This window comes from Gilliamella apicola, from assembly GCF_003202915.1.
GTDB lineage: Bacteria > Pseudomonadota > Gammaproteobacteria > Enterobacterales > Orbaceae > Gilliamella > Gilliamella apicola_Q.
Genome location: NZ_QGLP01000005.1, coordinates 142921 through 161494 on the forward strand (window position 1 = coordinate 142921; position 18574 = coordinate 161494).

Sequence of the window (18574 nt, forward strand, 5' to 3'; positions counted from 1 at the left end):
ATTATGCAGTTATTACTTTCATTTTTAACGGAAATTTTTAGTCAACCGGCTTTTTTAATGGGAATTATTGCCTTTGTTGGATTAGTTTGTTTGCGTTCTCCATTAAATAAACTCTTAACAGGAACTTTAAAACCTATTTTAGGTTATCTCATGTTGAGTGCCGGAGCGGGTGTTATTGTTAGCAACTTAAATCCATTGGGTAGCATTATTGAAGCAGGATTTGGTATTCGCGGTGTTATTCCTAATAATGAAGCAATAGTATCAGTAGCACAAAAAGTTTTAGGTGTTGAAACTATGAGTATTTTGTTACTCGGCTTTGTTATAAATTTAATTCTTGCTCGGTTTACTAAATATAAATATATCTTTTTAACTGGTCACCATTCATTCTTTCTTGCCTGCTTATTTTCAGCAGTTCTACGAGCCGCTACATTCGATGGTTGGGAACTCGTTATTATTGGTGGTTTTTTACTAGGTTCATGGTCAGCTATTTCCCCGGCAATTGGTCAAAATTATACCAAGCAAGTTACAGATGACGGCGGGATTGCCATGGGGCACTTTGGTTCAATTGGTTATTATTTATCTGGGTTTATTGCTAAAATAGTTGGCGATAAAAATAATTCATTTGCCGATACCGAAATCTCTGAAAAATGGGGATTTTTACGAGATACTACTGTGACAACAGGTATCATAATGGTAATCATATATTTAATTTGTAGCTTAGTTGCGGGCAGTGAATATATGTCTACTATCACCGAACAAAGCTCAGTCATCTTTTCGATCCTAAGTGGTTTACAATTCGCGGTTGGTGTCGCCATTGTTTATAACGGTGTTAGATTAATTCTTGGTGATCTTGTTCCTGCCTTCCAAGGTATTAGCCAGAAACTTATCCCTAATTCAATACCAGCAGTAGACTGTGCTGTATTTTTTACCTTTAGCCCTACAGCTGTGGTCGTTGGTTTTATTTGTTCATTTATCGGTGGATTAGTAGGGATGTTCATTTTAGGTGGAATGGGTATGGCACTAATTATTCCTGGCATGGTGCCTCATTTCTTCTGTGGCGGTACTTCAGGTGTATTTGCTGACAAATTAGGTGGTAAACGTGGATGTATTATTGCATCGTTTATCGGTGGAATTTTATTAGCGTTTTTACCAGCATTATTATTACCTACATTGGGCGATCTTGGTTTCGAAAATTCAACTTTTGCTGATTTTGACTTTGCAGTTTGGGGGATCATCATTGGTAAACTATTTAATATTTTCGGTCAAACAGCTATTTATTTTATCTGCTTAATTTTAATCATCGTTCTTTGTGTACCATTCTTCTTTAAATCTATCAGAGTTGTTGGTGATTCAAAAAATGTAGACCAAGCATAATTTAAAACTTCATGGTCGAGTAATTTTATACTCAACCATGAGTTAATAATTATCTGCAATGAATGAATCTTAGTAAAAACAATTTTTATAGTTAAATGATGAATTAAGGATTAATTATGACAATACTGACAATTGGATTTGCTTGTTATGATCAGTTTTATTTTACCACGAGTTATCCAAAAGAAAACAGTAAATCATTTGCTTATGATTTTTTTGAAAGTGGTGGAGGCCCATGTGCAAATGCCGCTTATTTATTGGGGCTATGGGGAGAAGATATTTACCATTTAGGACATCTACATGATGATATATATGGCAATAAAATTGTCTCTGAATTTAAACAAATAGGCGTGAAAACAGATCAAATCATTTTCTCAGATGAGATGATTACACCACTTGCTGCTATTACAGTAAATAAAGAAAATGGCTCTCGAACTATTATTACGCGCAAATTAAATACCCCACCATTTATAACCACTACAGAAAAAAATAAGTTAAATCAGTTTATTCAATATTTGCAGGAAAATAAGCGTGATTTAGTCATTCTCATCGATGGGCATGAGCCAGAGTTAAGTGAATATGTCATTAAACAATTACCTAATGTCAAAGTTGTCATGGATGCTGGGTCGTTACGTGAAAGTAATCTTTATTTAGCCAAATATACTGATTACCTAGTTGCTAGTGAAAATTTTGCACTTGCTTATGCCAATATAGATGAATTTACAAATAAAAAGTCATTAGAGATCGCATTGAAAAAATTAGCAACAATAGCTAGAGGTTCGGCCTATATAACATTAGGTGAAAAGGGATGTGCTTATATTGAAGATAAAAAAGTTAAAGTTATCCCTAGCTTTCTATGTCAATCAATTGATACGACAGGTGCCGGAGACATATTCCATGGAGCATTTTCCTATGGCGTGAGTTACGGTTGGAACATTGAAGAAATTATTACATTTGCAAGTTTAACAGCGGCAATCTCGATTGAACGTAAAGGTGTTCGCAAAGCGATGCCAAATTTATCTGAAGTCAATAAAGCGCAACGCCGATTTGAAAGAAATTTAACTGAATATTTTAAATAACTAATTAATAAATATAAGATTAAGAGGTAGATTATGTTAGTTTCAATGAAAGACATGCTAAATAATGCTTATCATGAACATTATGCGGTAGGACAATTTAATATCAATAATTTGGAATGGGTAGCAACGGTTTTAAAAACAGCGAAAGAGAATCGTTCGCCAGCAATTCTTGGCGTGTCAGGTGGTACAATTAAACATATGTTGGGCTTCAATACTATCCATGCTATTGTCAAAAATGCAATGGACTATTTAGATATTGATGTACCTATTGCTTTACATTTAGATCATGGTCAAAGTTATGAATCTTGTTTCGCCGCAATTAATGCCGGATTCAGTTCAGTAATGTTTGATGGTTCGCATTTACCATTTGAAGAAAATCTCGAAATTACCAAACGTATAGTGGATTATGCGCATAAAAGAGGCGTATCGGTAGAAGCTGAATTAGGGACTATAGCCGGTAGTGAGGATGGAATAGTTAATTCTCAAGTGATCTATGCTGATCCACATCAATGTCTAACCATGGTTAAAGAAACGAATGTTGATTGTTTAGCGGCGGCATTAGGCTCTACCCATGGTCTATATAAAGGAAAAGCTAAATTAGGATTTAATGAAATGCAGCATATTTCTAATTTAATAAATATACCATTAGTACTTCATGGCGGAACAGGGATTTGTGATGAAGATATGTTGCATGCAATTTCTCTAGGAACAGCCAAAATTAATGTTAATACTGAAAATATGTATACTTGGTGCGTTGCTGTAGGAAAATTATTTGCTGAACAAAAAGATCATGACATCAATGACCCTCGTAAGGTTATTAATCATGGATTAAATCCGGTAGCAGAAAAAATAACCGAAAGAATGAAATTATTTGGATCAGTTAATCGATATTAATTGTTCCTTTTATTTATCGAAAAATAAAGTCATCTATTATGATGGCTTTTTTATTGAAAATAATATAGGAAATTGAAATAAACTTTATATTTTGCTGATTATTTATTGTTAAACGAAATATACTTGCTATCCTTCATTAATCACAATGATAATTACTGCCTATGATTCTCCCGATTTTGTAGCATCATTAGCTTTGTTATATTTATATTTCAGAAATTAAAAAAATAATTCTGTAATTCAACATTTTTTGACAACCCACATATGCAATTCAATGCTTTCTCACAAATATCTTCAATATAAATATCGTCTATAACTAACGCTTGTCAGTTTATGCCTTTAATCAATATAATAAAATAAAAATCATGTTAATCAATTAAATATTTAACTTAATTTTTTATCAAGAATTGTTTATTCTATTTTTTTACTAATACAAAAGATTATAATATATGTTACTTAGATAATATAAAATAATAAAAAATTAAGATTAGACAGTGACTGTAAATATATTAACTATCAAATGTCATCAATGTAGTAGCATTAAACATAGTTCATTAGGAAATGATAAATATCAGTGTGAAAGCTGTGGCGCTATTTATTTTATTGATAAAAATGAACAACATATTTATATTCATCAACAAAATCAATCAAAAGAAACATTTGAAGTAAACAAAATCACAAATTTCAAAATATTGGGTTTATTGGGTTGTTTAATTCCATTGGTTCTAGTTTTATATTTTTTTCTAACTTAAAACAGTAACGATCTTGATCCGGTTATTGAACCTAAGAGTTATCAGTCAACTAATAGTTCATTAGAAAGTAATAAGATTAAAAAAGAAGAATGGACACATAAAAATATCAAAATGTTTGTTGATAATGAAACACCATTTTTAATCATGGACAGCAAGTTGCGTGTAGAAGACCCAGAAATGTTTACACAATCAAAAATTCAATATTTTATTAAGATATTTGATATCAATGCCCAACAATTCGTTAGTGAATTTAATGTGACCGATGACAATAATAAAAAAATATCTTATGAAATAAAAACTTGAGATCAAGATGAAATTTTATTACTTGTTAATAATCAGAAACTTTATCAGTTGAACAAAAAAAATAAAACATTTCAAGATGTTGAACAGCGTTTTTTTACTCATCATGCTGAGTTTTCACAAGGTCTGGCTAAAATAGAATTCGTTAGACCACAATGGGGAAGCGGTTTGTATGTTTATACCAATAAAGGTAAGCATTTTTATTACTATCCAATGATTGATAAACTTTATGATGAAGATGCATTTTATAATGTTAGAGATGGTTTTAAATCATTACCAGCAAATGCATACACACGTATTAGTTATCAATTTGATTTAGAAAGCTATGATTATCCGGACGAGAATCATCAATTAATAAAATATGAATATAAATATTTGCCTGGTTTTCCAAGAGAAGAACCAATGTTTCGTTGGAGAAAAGTATTTGATAATCCTTCGAATCAACCAGTTGTTGTTATATATGAAAACACACCTTTTAAAAAACTGTTAATTCATCCAACGAAAAAAAATGATTCGAGAATTATAAAATATGCCGATTTTACCCCTGATCGTCTTTACTTTTTTCCAAAACTACTAACCTTTAATGACAATGCGGTCTTAATTGCTTTTACGACATCGCCAGTAAAAACAGAAAATTATATTGTCCAATTATTAAATGCAAAAAATACCGATATTATATTTAGTTACAACTTTCCGTTTAAGTTTAAGCAATTAAATGCTGAAATAACTAAAGATCATATTTTATTAATGACAGAGGATCATTTTATTGAATTAAATCATGAAGGAAAACAAGATTTTCTTCTTGATACCCAATCGCTAAATAGTAGGGAATAATTATGCTCAAATTTTTCAAAAAACAATTAGCTTCCGTTATAGAATGGAATGATAATTCAGTTGATATCTTATGGTATCAATTTCCAACCATAAACAATAATCAGATTATCAATGCTAGTAAACTTATCGTAGCGCCTGGACAAGGGTGTATATTGGTATATGAAGGTAAGATTGCCGATGTAATTATAGATGCAGGTATCTATAATTTACAGACTGATAATCATCCTTTTATTACTACTATTTTAAAAATAAGACAATCTTTTAATAGTGAGCATAAATTATATCTCTATTTCTTTAAGACAACTGAAGTTGTTAATCAAGGATGGGGAACGGCATCTCCAGTTAAATATATTGATCCTGAATATCAATTCCCCATTCAATTAAAAATGAATGGTAATTACTCGTTTTCAATTAATGATATTCGCAAGTTTTATCAAGAAATTATAGGAAATCGTCAACAGTATTCCGTCACTGAAGCAAAGGAACTTATTTCAAGTCGTATAATTCAAGAAATAACCGCTGTACTGGCTGCAAATCAATATGCGTATCAAACAATTGATTCTCAACTTAGTCAAATTTCTCAGCTAGTAAAATCCCGTTTATATGATGATATCAATAAATTGGGTCTTAATTTGTGTGATTTTCGTATTCTAGCTTCAGAATTTGATAATGAAACAGAAAATAGAATCGCCAAAATAGCCAATATTTCAGCAGATGTTATTGCTGCTTCAAAAGCAAATTTAAGTTATGCGGAAATGGAAAAATTGCAAGCTTTAAGAGATGCAGCAAAAAATGAAGGTGCTGTTGCTAGTTTAGGTGCTCAGTTTGTGGTAGGGGCAGAGTTGACTAAAACTTACTTACCAACAATGACAAACACCGAACCTCAGCAAAATACTGCAACTAACCAATCATCAGAGCCGGATGATATATATAGCAAATTAACTAAATTAAAACAACTTTTAGATATTGGGGCTATAACCCAAGATGAATTCAATATGAAGAAAAAAGAATATATTGATAAGCTTTAATTAAGGAATAAAAAATGAAAACAATCTTAGCTAGCTTTTTTCTTGCTGCACTTTTTGCTTTCTCAATAGGCATAATATTATTAATATGGGATGTTAATATTTTTCAATATGTTAATCTATTAAAAATTCTCTTAACAATTTTAACAATTGTTGTTAGCGGTATTATTTTAACTCTTTTTTGGGCACTATTTTTTAATAAAAGTTCTTCTGACTATAACAAGAATCTAGGGAATATTGCATTACCGAAAAGAAAATAACATAACATGTGACTATTTAGTCAATTTATTAAATATCAATTTTGAATAGAGTTAAGTTAGTGTCGGTTATTATTGGCCAATAAAAATTGACCTAATTTATTATTTATTCATATTCATTAAATGGATAACAATGATACTTATCAAAGCTAATAAAAATGCCGTTATGTAATTGAAATATTCTGCAACTGCCACTGAAAGTGAAGATGCGATAATTTCTGAAAGTAATAACGTGCTTTGAAAAATAGCATAATCTGTAGCTGATTGTTTGCCTTGTTTTGCATAGATCATCGTAATGGTATAAATACTAACATTTATAATGCCAATACCAATACCTAATATGGTCATCAGAATAGTGATAATAATAGGATTAATAAAATTGGGTAGATAGTAAATGACACACCACAACATAATTAAACAAGATAATATACTAAAGCCTAATTTCAGTGTTTGATAAGGATGCATGATTTTTAATAAATAGGATGCAATTATGCAACCGAATAGCATGGTAATATAACCACCAATACCGGTATAAATACCGATATCACCCACAGAAAATCCAACATCAAGTAAAATAAATTTAGTTATGGATAAGATTACAGCACCAGCAAAAGGAACTAGCAAAGCAATCAACATCATATGATAAGCGTTTTGTCTTTTAAAAAATTGGCTAATTTTTGCTCTTGGGTTGTTTTGCAAATTACGCAATAAATCAGGTTCTTTCCATATAATAAGCTGTATGATTGAAAATATGATAAGTGTTACTAAAATTAAGATACTATAGGTTTTTCCTAAATAATCATAACAAACTGTTACTCCAGCTCCACCGATAAGCATACCAGTAATATTGCCCATCACTTGAATACTATTTATTTGGCTAATTGTATTTTGTTGAGACAAATCAGCTGCCAGTCCATCAGTAGCAATATCGAGCGTTGCCGAAACTATGCTACAAAGAATTATGATTAACAAAAGATAATTGGTGGTTTCTGATGTGAATGGGGTGAAGGCTATGATGGTTATAAGTATTGCTAATAAACTTTGCATTGGTAGTAACCAGCTTTTCCGATAGCCAATTTTATTTATCCAGTGATTTTCAACAATAGGGGCCCATAAAAATTTAACGACCCATGGTAAGCCTGCTAGAGGAATCAAGGCTATCACAGCCAGTGAAACACCTGAATCTCGTAATAAGATAGGGTAGGCGTCAAAAGCTAGTCCTACAGGAATTCCTTGTATAATATAGAGCTGTGCAATAATGAATAAAAAATAGTTTTTTTGTTTATTAGCTGAGATTATTTGATCGTCCATGGGGTGTTTTATAAGTTTCTATAATAAAAATATTATAAATTCTATTCTCCAAAGGATATTAGCTGATAAATGTTAGCTTTATTTTATTGTAAACGCAAATGATATTTGTTATCGTTTGTTCGTTTGGAGGATATATACATTTGGATAAGTTACCCATTAATAAAAAGTACAGTTCATACATTGAGTTACAACCAGGTTTAGCTGTATGTGTGAATAGTGCGGATGATCTAGATGCGATCGATATCAGTAAAACATTTCCTAGTAGTGATAAATGTTTATGTTTTAATTGTCAGTTACAAGGCAAGTTGAGTCTGCAAGTTAAAGATAGAAAACTTACTACTCATAAAGGGGATTTGACTTTCGGCTTTGCCGATGGTGAGACTTTTCATCTACAGCACTCTAAAGATTTTTGTAACATTGAAGTTATGATAATACCAGAATTATTGGATGTTTTACTCGGTGAAATGGATTTTCAATTTTCTAGTCTGAATAAAAAAGTGAATTTTTTCTTGCATCATCATCCCATACATCAAAATAGCAATGTATTATCTTGTGCTCGAGAACTATTCTACTTGATGCAAAACACGAACCGATCAAATCGATTATTAGTCTATGCCCATGTATTAAAATACTTAAATTGGTACTTCAAGTCTTTTGATAATCATTTAGGACGTCAAGAATTTACGCAATGGGAGTATAAACAATTTAATGATGCTCGCGACTATTTAATCAGTGATTTAACCAACCCACCAACCATTGATTGGTTAGCTAAACAGGTTGGTCTTAATCATAGCAAGTTAAAAAAAGGATTTAGGCAGATTTTTGGTAAAAGCATTTACGCCTATTATTTGTTTGAAAGAATGAATAAAGCTAAACAGTTATTAACCGAAAATAGTGTTACGGAAACGGCTATTATGCTGGGATATAGTAATATTAGTCATTTCAGCTCAGCATTTAGGAAACAGTTTGGAATGTTACCTAAAGAGATGCGCCGCCAGCATTCATATAATAATGATAAATAATGGCAGCACAGATAAAAATACTAATATTAGTCTGTTATATTCGGCATGTTAATAATTATAAATGAAACCAACGCCGAAAGTTCTACCTCTACCAGGTGATCCAATGGTTGCATCTGGACCATCCGTATACATGGCAGGAATATAATATCCCCATATATCATAAGATTTATTGAGCAGATTATCGCCCCATACATAAAATTCAGCATTTTCAGTTTTAACGGCAATTCGAGCATCAAGTTTGTTATAAGCTTTTAAACCAAAATTATTTTGTACATCGGCTTTACGAGAACCAATATAACGATCTGTTAATTGTGTTTCCAATGATATTCCTGAAGCTAAATTAAGCGGTATAGAGTGCAAAATGGTTAAGTTAGCATTCCAATGCGATGTATCCGGTACTTGGTTATGTTTTTTCACATGAGCTAAACTTTGCTTAGGAGTGCCGACTATTTTAGCATTGGTGTAACCTATACTTCCGGTAAAGTCTAAGTTTCCTGGTGCTTTCCAAAAACCATCTAGCTCTACACCATAACTTCGAATATCATAATTTTCAACCACAGATACAAATGTTGCTGGATTGTAAGCCATTAAATGTTCACGTTTTGTATCGTTATAAAATAATGCGGTGTTTAACCCTACGGTATTATTTTCAGTTTTTAATCCAATTTCATAAGCGTTTGTATAAGCTGATTTATAGGCTTGGTCTGAATAACCTAATGTGGCAAAGTCGGTCCCTTCATCATTAAAACCACCTGTTTTATAACCTCTAGAATAGAGTCCATAAAGCGTGGCATTATCGTTGAGAAGATAGTTTAATCCGAGTCGGCCAGTAGTGTAATTATCTGTTATCTTTTGTTTGTCGAATGCTAGAGTTTGCATCCCCGGCGCATTGTCGGTATAAATTGAATTAGCTGACCATTTTGCTCGATAATTTTTCTTTTCGTAAGATTGGCGAATGCCGGTTGTTAATTTCAGTTTTTCGGTAAGAGGATAGGTAATTTCTCCAAATATACCCACGTTATCTGTCTCAAATCTTCTCTTAATATCTGCATTTAAAGGATTAGTAGGATAAAAAACATCTATAACATCATAAGTATTTCTATGCCGATTATTAGTATAATAATTAACTCCTGCCACCCAAAATATAGATGCATCAGGTTTTGAAGAAATTCTAAATTCTTGATTGAAAAGATTCTCTTTAGTTAAAAACGACCAATTAGAAGGAGGGGATATACCTATTAAATGGTCATATAATTTACCTTCGTAAATCGGTGCTCGATTGTCATTTTTAGAGTAAGAATAACTTGTAATAGAACTTAAAATACTATTATCAAGCTGATGTTCAACTTTAAAATTAAAACGGTAAATATTTTTGTCATTCTTATCGCTGCTATTAGGAATGTTAATTTTTGGATGGTGACCGTAAGGACGCATAACATACATATCATCCATACCCATTGCATCTTCTAATTCAGTAATAAATGAAATAGATGTGAGTTCTGAAGCTTCCCATAACAATGAACCTCTTGCGATTTTATTTCTAAGAATACTCACTGGTTTATGATCATTAACATTTTCTAAAATACTATCTGCTTCATCATAACGCACAGCGAAACGGCCACTTAACTGATCGGTTAAAGGTCCGCTGATGACACCTTCCGTTAATATTTGATTGTCTTGTCCAAATTCGGTTCTAAAAGTTGATTCAAAATAACTAGTTGGTTTTTTCGAAATAACATTGATGGCGCCAGCCTCACTATTTCGGCCAAATAGTGTTCCTTGTGGACCTTTTAATACTTCGACACGCTGAACATCAAGTAAATTTAAGGTCGTATTACTTCTTGATTGTGGCATCCCATCGACGTTAATACTAACCGAACTGTCATCGCCACTCATTGGTAATACCGAACCTACGCCACGCATCCGTATCGATTTCGCCGCTCCCATATTACTAATTACTTGCACACCCACAGTATCATTTAAAGCTTTTTCTAAAGTCATTTCGCGACGGTCAACCAATTTTTTATCATCCGCAATATTAATGGTAAATGGAATATCTTTGGCTGACTCTTTGACATGTCTAGCGGTAACTATTAATTGTTCTACTTGATTAGTATCGTCTTTTTCGTCAACTGTATCTGCCATTGCACTAAAAGATAAACAGAAAATACCGGTTAATAGCCAAGGCGTATCAATAATAATTTTTTTAGAAGATATGGGGAGATTAGTTACTCTATTAATAAAAGCTAATTTGTATCTCATATAATTTTTCCTAAAACTACATATAAAAGCATTCTGATATGCTCTATAAAGGTATAAACACTCTTTTACATACCATTTAATTCACAACAATAGATAAATTTAAATAAGAATAATTATCATTTATAAAGTAAAGGTTTTGCTAAAAAAGTTCTCCCCATATCGGGTTAAAATAACCGTATCAGTTCTAAATTTTTTTAAATTTCATTTTTTTTTAATTAATGAATTAATTTTTAAGGGAAAATATATTTGATACTCTTTAAATATTTAACGATATTGAAAATATTATTTAATTAATTCGTATTAGGTAATATTGTTAAATGAGTGATTTTAATTCACTATAAATGGTGAATAGTGAATAATTTTGCTACTTAAATTTGCGATAAAATTGGTTAGAGAACAAACTAATTTGATTTCAAGTGTTTTATTAGTCTTTTTTTATGGAGATTGGAATATGGATAACTGTTATTTTCAATTTACTTATAATTGAAAATAATGTTTTAATTTTTTTGTGTTAATAAAAAGATAAAAAAGATAAAAAGACGAGAATTCTAACTATGGATAGCGAAAATATAACTTAATTAATCCATAATTTTTTCAAGAAATTAGATATTGATATTTAGGCAGAATATGAAATCAGGCGATTAAAGACTGAAGAAGGAAAATGAACAAACTATAATTAACTGAAAAGATTTATTGATAATAATAGTTTTCCTCAGTTATTTCTTTATTAAAATAATTATTCATTATGATTGAAAGAGAACAATATCATATTAAAATCTCCAAATTTGTTAGATTTTTAAATTGATTTTTTCGTAACACAAAATAAAAGGAAAAAATTATGAACAAAGTAACAGCGGGAAGAGATGTATTTGGCGAATTTGCACCTAAATTTGCTGAACTTAATGATGATGTATTATTTGGCGAGGTTTGGTCTCGAGAAAAAGAGCTTTCAGCAAGAGACAGAAGTTTAGTCACAGTTACGTCATTACTTGCCAGTGGTATCTTAGATAGTTCTTTACAATTTCATTTACAGACTGCAAAAAATAACGGCATCACGAAGCAAGAAATAGTAGAAGTTTTAACACATGTAGCATTTTACGTTGGTTGGCCTAAAGCTTGGGCTGCGTTTCGTTTAGCAAAAGAGATTTGGCAAGATTAGCTTTTTACCACTGAATAACAAAGAAATTATAAAATTAATCTGAATAAGATAATTAAATCCATTTTTTAAAAAAGATAGTGTAGATTGATATGTATAGAATAATACTCCCATTTACACTATTACAGACCTGTTAAATTTGCAATAAAAGATTAAAATAGCAAATAATATTTACTATGAAATTATGTAATGCCACAATTTAAACAATGCTGATACATTGATAAACCGACAAATAAGTGGATTGCGATCTAAAAAACTAAGAACACAAAATGAAAGATAATTGCCAATTTATTACTACTAAATTTTATCGATATGATTGCATTCCCTATGGACATACTGATTGTTATCGTATTATTACTAATGAGGGTGTTTATTTTTTTTATAAAAACCAATTTATCGATATAACTGTCTTAGATAAATTGCATGAAGGCGATATTATCCATATTGCTTCTCACGCACTTAATGATGGTACTTTTTGGCTCCACTGGATGGTTTCATGGAAAGGGGACTTGGCTATTCGTAATAAACTACATTGTGCTATCCCTCATCCTTCTACATTAATTTTACCATTTTTGATCTTGATAGGATTTTGGCTGGATCTTCAATTTATAACGCTATTTTTAGCCGCTGGGTTATTTCTAATTTTGATATGGTGCATTTGTTCAACGCTATTTCGTTTAATAAATTTGGTTTTACCCAAACAAATTTTTTTACGTCAGCGATATCATAAATTAAAAAAAGGCGATCTTGGTTTTATGAAAACCTCGTTTTTAGAACATCGTAAAACCTTTAATTGTTCATCAACAGACTTACCTGTATATGAAGGGATTGCGACTAATATTGATAGCCAATTAATTTATCGATCACAACGAAGGAAAATTTTATTTGATTTTAATGGTGTTCGACTATTTTTCGATGAACTTGCTTTAGATAATGATCATATACCGGTTGTTTATTCTTTTTGCCATCCGACGTTTATTGCATCAGGAGATAAACTTAGTTTAATATTTGAAAATAACAAAATACAAGGGATTATTAATCATACCGATGGTTCAAGCTATTTAATTCCTCATTGTATTTGGATAAGTAAACAGAAAGCGAAAACGTTATTACGTAATTGGTATTTTTATACTATTTTTGCCCCAATTGTATTTTTATTATTACTGATGATTATATATCCAATTAAGGAGTTTGATTTTATAATGAATAGATTTTTATGGATAATACCCGGGGCACAAATTATCCCTTTACTCCTGTTACTATTTTATACACTATTTTCATATCTTAATGATCGTTCCTATGCCAAACGAGTTTTAAAATGGTTATATCAAACCACAGGACATTGGCCGAAAGAGCTCTGAATTACAACAACTAAGCGAGTATAGTCAAGATGAATTAATCTAAAATTTTCAGCATGGTCTGGCATTATTCAAAAATTATCTACTTCATTTGTGCTAAGGTTGTAGCCGCATCTGTAAAGCGCTGTATATGAGCAAAATAATTCTTGAAAACAGTGAATTATAAGAATAAATACTTATGTCGTTCTTTGATTACATAAAACAACCAATTCTACTACATTGTATAGAGTGAACTGAGTAAATCTCTCTTAAATTACAAAGATGTTTGTTTTCTAATGTTAGCAGATTTTTAACCATCTTATTCTTGAAGATATCGAGTGTTGGTATTACTTTATTATTTTTTGTCTCTTTTGCTTGCTATATAGTTGTAAACAAAGCAAATTATATAAGTATTTATGACATCTAAGTTATGTAAGAACTACGACTCCACATAAACAAGCGGTTTTTTAATGCTGTTTAAATTGTATTAAATTTATTGCATAAACTGCTTTAAAACATAGATAAGCAAGGCGAAAGAAACCGTGATAAGTATAAACTTTTCATAAAACCACCTGATATTCATACAAACACCAATAGAGTACTGATCTCAAGGGGGAGGGGGGCGAAATTTTTCAGATCCTTAACACTTGTTGACAGTTCGTTTCAATTTAAATATTTACAGTTAATTTTGATTACTGCTTTCTGATAAGCCTGCCTCATGATAAACGTCTTGCATCAACAGATTTGAAGATGACAATCAAATTTATAAATAAGTGATCAAAATCAAAATATTTAGTATTGCAATTAAAAATTCAATTTTGCCCCAAAAACGACCTTAACCTATGATAATAAAGGGAAAGTATATCGTTAAAAAATGGCTCAATACAAATGTTATTTGAATTAATTCTTTTAATATCAATACATTAATTAAGTTTTGCGAGATAAAAAGCAAGCAATCGATAGGTTTGACAATAAGTGTTCAATATGATAAAAATCTGCAATTGATAATGGTTATCAATATCATTGATACTCAATGTTATCTATCTAGCGATAAATAACATTTTTTAAAAAAGTAAAAAATAGCTATTCAATAGAATATTATTGAATAGAAAGCGACAAATCAAAACTTTGAGAATGCTGTTTTTGGTAAGTTGGTGATAATTTAGAATTGACAAACATACATCAGCAAGAGTTTCACACTTAATTTCGACTGATAGGAATATATGGTTGTCCTGTTCTTTTCAATCAAACAAACAAACACACACACACACTAACTAACAAACCAGAAATCGGAATTTTGGATTAGGTACTAGTTGGTCATTAATATGCCGCAATATGAGAATAACATTGTAATAGGATTTGTATATGAGCAGTTTAAAGTCAAAATTAAGTTTATTTAGTTTGTGCATGATAGATATAGGCTAAGGAGACACTTAATTATGAATCACAAGGATATATTTCTGCCAGTAAAGAATAAAGTATCTCATTCTATATTTTTGGCATCAATTGCTCAGGTGCTTAAACTGAGTATCTGGCTAATGTTGATCTGGGTTTTACACCAATTGATGTTGGATACCAGTGTCTTCCCGGGATTGCCGATTGTCTCTTTACTTGTTTTGAGCATTCTTTTTTATACGCTGAGAACTTATGCTCACGATAAGTATCACTATGCGGCATTTGAACTAGAAAAAATATTACGAACTAGACTTATCAAAAAGATCAATCAATTGCCTATTGAAACGGTTAGAAACATGGGCAACGGGAATCTTGTTAAAACATTAATTGATGATATTAAAGAATTACATGCTTTTGTAGCTGATGCTCCGCCCTTAAAAGCAGAGGCATTCGTTACACCAATTTTTACCTTACTCGTTTTATTTATCTTTAATTGGGTCTTTGCAAGCATTGTATTTGCCATCACTTTAGTTACTTTCCTGCTGCTGAGTTTTATCATGAAAAAAGCTAAGCTTTTAAAGGAAAGCTATAACAATGCAACTATTCAAATCAACAGTAAAATAATTGAATATATTCAGGGAATGAGTGCGGTAAGAACATTTGATGCTGGGGAGGGAGCATTTGGTCAATATCAAAAAGCACTGGAAAACTATAGCCAGGTGGTCTTTCATTGGTTGCAATCTATGCGATTGTCTACAAAAATTGCTCGCAGCCTTTTTTCCGCTATGCCGATGAGTATCATATTAGTTATTGGATTGAGTTTAGCCCAACTAAATGACCAAATTTCATTTATTACGACGTTCTGTTTTTTATTGCTGGCGATCGGTATAGCAGAAAGTGTTCATCCGGTGATGAGTCTGTTTCAGATATTACAAAAGTCAAAGGCAGCAATAGAAAGGATATTTGAAGTTGAAAACCTGCCAATTTTAAAAGCTTCTTCCAACCCGCTATTACCTGACAATAATGAGATAATTTTCAAAAACGTTGGGTTTTCTTACCAGAATTCTGGCACTGTTTTATCAAATATCAATATCAATATTCCTGAAAATTCATTTACTGCTCTTATTGGTACATCTGGTTCTGGTAAGACAACTCTGACAAATCTTATTCCACGTTTTCTTGATGCAACCTCTGGAACGATAACTTTAGGTGGAGTTAATATAAAAGATATTGAATACGCTGAACTTATGTCGAGAATTTCATTTGTTTTTCAGGATAACTTTTTATTCTCATGTTCGATCGCAGATAACATACGCTATGGATTAAATGCTGTCTCTGATGATGAAGTCATTGAAGCTGCCAAAAAAGCTGAAATACACGACTTCATTATGACGCTTCCTAAACAGTATAACACTCTGGCAAGAGAAAGAGGGCAGCTATTATCAGGTGGTCAGAAACAGAGGATCACCATTGCCCGAGTTTTTTTACAAAATCGACCGATCGTTATTTTAGATGAACCGACGGCTTTTTCTGATGCTCGAAATGAGGCCTTGTTATTAAAAGCCTTTAACCGTTTAGTTGATAGAAATAAAACTGTCATTATGGTAACCCATCGCTTATCGACGATTGTCAATGCTGACCAAATAATATTATTGGATAAAGGGATGATTAAAACTCATGGGACTCATAATGATTTAATCGAAAATTCAAGTGATTATAAATTGTTATGGCAAGAGTATAACAAAGCAAAAGATTGGTCGATTCCAGTCAATAATTTGGCTGATGGAGAAAAGTGATGAAAGAGTATATTAATACACAAACACGCACAACAAAATCATTGCTGAAAACATATATTGGCTTAATCAATGCGGCTGGTAAGCAAAAGAAAATATTGATCCGCAGTCTGATTTATACTGTGATATCCTCTTGTCTATTTGGCGTTTCGTTGGTTTTACTATATCCCTTATTTGCATCGCTAGAAGCCAAAAGTGTTACAGCAACAGTTACTCATTTAATTATTGTCATTGTTCTAATGGTGGGTAGCTTTATTTTTAAGGTGCTTTGTGAACGCTATGATGCGGATGGTTATTCAACTTTAGCAGTTACCGAACTAAGGGAAAAATTAGGCAACAAGTTACGTAATATTTCCTTAGATTATTTAAGTCAGTTTAGATCTGGGGAAATAAATTACCTTATGATGCAAAGCGTAAATGAAGCGGCAGTATTTACATTTATGCTACTCAATATCATCATTACCGGCGTTGTTATACCACTATCAGCTGCAATCGCCTTGTTATTTTACAGTTGGCAACTTTCTTTGATGATGCTTTTGGTCTTTCCAATGGCAATTCCACTCTACCTGTGGCGTAGGAAAGCCTATCGCAGAGGTTTTAGTATTCTGGCTGAGGCCAATGCAAAATTAAAAGGTGAAGCTGTCGAGTTTGTACAAGGACTTGATGTACTGAAATCCACCGGCCAAACCGAAGAGAAGATGACAGAGTTTATTAAGGTAACAACAGATGTGGCAAATATACTGCGTATTGGCACGAAAAAAGGGGAAAAACCTAACTTAATTATAACTATCGTGATCCAAATTGGTTTGATCCTTATCATCTCGTTAGGTGCGTATTTGGTGAATGCTGGAACCATTTCCTACCTCTTATTAGCTAGCGTGTTATTAATCGTTGCTCGTTCCACGGATGTATTAAACTATTTTGTACAAATGTCATCGATGCTTGAATCATTGGTTATAGGGTATGAAAAATTGCAGGAACTGTTGAATGCACCATCATTACCTGAAAAAAAGGCAGAGATTATACCTGATCACTATAATATTGAATTTGAACGAGTTAACTTTTCGTACCGAGGGCAAGACAAATATGTACTTAAGGATATATCCCTTCAGATCCCAGAAAATGCATTAACCGCTTTGGTCGGTGCCAGTGGTTGCGGTAAGACTACAATAACCAAGCTTATTCTTCGGTTTGCTGATGTAAAATCAGGCAGTATTAAAATTGGTGGTATTGATATTCGAGATATGTCTCAGAGTCAGTTAATGAGTCTAGTCTCTGTAGTATTTCAGGATGTCTATTTGTTTCAGGACACCATTATTAATAATATCAGAATGGCAAAATTATCCGCTAGTGATGAGGAAGTCATCGAAGTTTGTAAACAGGCAAATTGCCACGAATTTATCCAGAATTTCCGCGACGGTTATCAAACACGACTAAATGATATTGGCAAAAGTCTTTCTGGAGGGGAAAGGCAACGTATCTCTATTGCCAGAGCTATTTTAAAAAACGCGCCTATTCTTATCCTCGATGAGCCAACTGCTGCACTCGATACTCAGAATGAACTGGCAGTGCAAAAGGTGATTAATAAACTCGTGCAAGGAAAAACGGTATTAGTTATCGCCCATCGACTTTCAACTATCATCGGAGCTAAGCAAATTGTGGTTATTGATAAAGGCGAAATAGTGGAAAGTGGTACTCACCAGCAGTTATTGCAACATAATGGGATTTATAAGGAGTTTTGGCATCTTCAGCAAAATTAACCTCATCTGCTACCTTCTGCAACTTATGA

13 protein-coding genes are annotated in these 18574 nt (G+C 32.0%); 11 read left to right on the forward strand and 2 right to left on the reverse strand.

Annotated elements, in window-relative coordinates:
- Positions 1 to 3 precede the first annotated feature (3 nt).
- The 6 genes from DKK79_RS06830 to DKK79_RS06865 all read left to right on the forward strand — a co-directional run bounded on the left by DKK79_RS06830 (position 4) and on the right by DKK79_RS06865 (position 6512).
- Entirely contained in the window at positions 4 to 1374 is a 1371-nt protein-coding gene (locus DKK79_RS06830) for a PTS ascorbate transporter subunit IIC (RefSeq protein ID WP_110423442.1), read from the forward strand.
- Between the two features lie 116 nt (positions 1375 to 1490).
- A complete protein-coding gene (locus DKK79_RS06835) occupies positions 1491 to 2450 on the forward strand; it encodes a carbohydrate kinase family protein (protein ID WP_110423443.1) in 960 nt (319 codons plus the stop codon).
- Positions 2451 to 2483: 33 nt separating this feature from the next.
- Positions 2484 to 3344 carry a class II fructose-1,6-bisphosphate aldolase gene (gene fba, locus DKK79_RS06840; protein WP_034882176.1) on the forward strand — a complete coding sequence of 287 codons (861 nt, stop codon included), beginning with the start codon at positions 2484 to 2486 and terminating at the stop codon, positions 3342 to 3344.
- Between the two features lie 1100 nt (positions 3345 to 4444).
- Positions 4445 to 5227, forward strand: a complete 783-nt coding sequence (locus tag DKK79_RS06855; RefSeq protein WP_110423446.1) for a hypothetical protein — start codon at positions 4445 to 4447, stop codon at positions 5225 to 5227.
- 2 nt (positions 5228 to 5229) lie between these two features.
- Positions 5230 to 6255: an SPFH domain-containing protein gene (locus DKK79_RS06860; protein ID WP_110423447.1), complete on the forward strand. Its 1026-nt coding sequence runs from the start codon at positions 5230 to 5232 to the stop codon at positions 6253 to 6255.
- A gap of 14 nt (positions 6256 to 6269) precedes the next feature.
- Complete coding sequence (locus tag DKK79_RS06865) at positions 6270 to 6512, forward strand: hypothetical protein (RefSeq protein ID WP_110423448.1); 243 nt, start codon at positions 6270 to 6272, stop codon at positions 6510 to 6512.
- Between the two features lie 99 nt (positions 6513 to 6611).
- Here DKK79_RS06865 and DKK79_RS06870 read toward each other — a convergent pair whose 3' ends face one another.
- Positions 6612 to 7820 (reverse strand): MFS transporter, encoded by a 1209-nt coding sequence (locus tag DKK79_RS06870; RefSeq protein WP_110423449.1) that lies wholly within the window; start codon positions 7818 to 7820, stop codon positions 6612 to 6614.
- A 140-nt stretch (positions 7821 to 7960) separates the two neighbouring features.
- Here DKK79_RS06870 and DKK79_RS06875 point away from each other — a divergent pair, with 140 nt between their 5' ends.
- Positions 7961 to 8842, forward strand: coding sequence for a helix-turn-helix transcriptional regulator (locus DKK79_RS06875; RefSeq protein WP_181415257.1), 882 nt, complete (start codon positions 7961 to 7963; stop codon positions 8840 to 8842).
- 48 nt (positions 8843 to 8890) lie between these two features.
- Here the strand turns inward: DKK79_RS06875 and DKK79_RS06880 are convergent, their stop codons facing one another.
- On the reverse strand, positions 8891 to 11104 hold the full coding sequence (locus DKK79_RS06880) for a TonB-dependent receptor (protein ID WP_110423451.1): 2214 nt from the start codon (positions 11102 to 11104) through the stop codon (positions 8891 to 8893).
- Between the two features lie 838 nt (positions 11105 to 11942).
- On the opposite strand from DKK79_RS06880, the gene DKK79_RS06885 reads away from it, so the two are divergent.
- The 4 genes from DKK79_RS06885 to DKK79_RS06900 all read left to right on the forward strand — a co-directional run bounded on the left by DKK79_RS06885 (position 11943) and on the right by DKK79_RS06900 (position 18545).
- Positions 11943 to 12263, forward strand: coding sequence for a carboxymuconolactone decarboxylase family protein (locus tag DKK79_RS06885; RefSeq protein WP_110423452.1), 321 nt, complete (start codon positions 11943 to 11945; stop codon positions 12261 to 12263).
- Between the two features lie 266 nt (positions 12264 to 12529).
- Positions 12530 to 13621, forward strand: a complete 1092-nt coding sequence (locus DKK79_RS06890; RefSeq protein WP_110423453.1) for a hypothetical protein — start codon at positions 12530 to 12532, stop codon at positions 13619 to 13621.
- Positions 13622 to 15036: 1415 nt separating this feature from the next.
- Positions 15037 to 16788 carry an ABC transporter ATP-binding protein gene (locus DKK79_RS06895; RefSeq protein WP_110423454.1) on the forward strand — a complete coding sequence of 584 codons (1752 nt, stop codon included), beginning with the start codon at positions 15037 to 15039 and terminating at the stop codon, positions 16786 to 16788.
- A complete protein-coding gene (locus tag DKK79_RS06900; protein WP_110423455.1) occupies positions 16788 to 18545 on the forward strand; it encodes an ABC transporter ATP-binding protein in 1758 nt (585 codons plus the stop codon). The genes DKK79_RS06895 and DKK79_RS06900 overlap by 1 nt, the downstream gene beginning before the upstream one ends.
- Positions 18546 to 18574 lie beyond the last annotated feature (29 nt).

Coding starts and splice junctions, on each gene's coding strand:
- DKK79_RS06880 (WP_110423451.1), bottom strand. CDS start 11,104: ATGAGATACAAATTAGCTTTTATTAATAGAGTAACTAATCTCCCCATA.
- DKK79_RS06830 (WP_110423442.1), top strand. CDS start 4: ATGCAGTTATTACTTTCATTTTTAACGGAAATTTTTAGTCAACCGGCT.
- DKK79_RS06900 (WP_110423455.1), top strand. CDS start 16,788: ATGAAAGAGTATATTAATACACAAACACGCACAACAAAATCATTGCTG.
- DKK79_RS06890 (WP_110423453.1), top strand. CDS start 12,530: ATGAAAGATAATTGCCAATTTATTACTACTAAATTTTATCGATATGAT.
- DKK79_RS06885 (WP_110423452.1), top strand. CDS start 11,943: ATGAACAAAGTAACAGCGGGAAGAGATGTATTTGGCGAATTTGCACCT.
- fba (WP_034882176.1), top strand. CDS start 2,484: ATGTTAGTTTCAATGAAAGACATGCTAAATAATGCTTATCATGAACAT.
- DKK79_RS06835 (WP_110423443.1), top strand. CDS start 1,491: ATGACAATACTGACAATTGGATTTGCTTGTTATGATCAGTTTTATTTT.
- DKK79_RS06895 (WP_110423454.1), top strand. CDS start 15,037: ATGAATCACAAGGATATATTTCTGCCAGTAAAGAATAAAGTATCTCAT.
- DKK79_RS06870 (WP_110423449.1), bottom strand. CDS start 7,820: ATGGACGATCAAATAATCTCAGCTAATAAACAAAAAAACTATTTTTTA.
- DKK79_RS06860 (WP_110423447.1), top strand. CDS start 5,230: ATGCTCAAATTTTTCAAAAAACAATTAGCTTCCGTTATAGAATGGAAT.
- DKK79_RS06865 (WP_110423448.1), top strand. CDS start 6,270: ATGAAAACAATCTTAGCTAGCTTTTTTCTTGCTGCACTTTTTGCTTTC.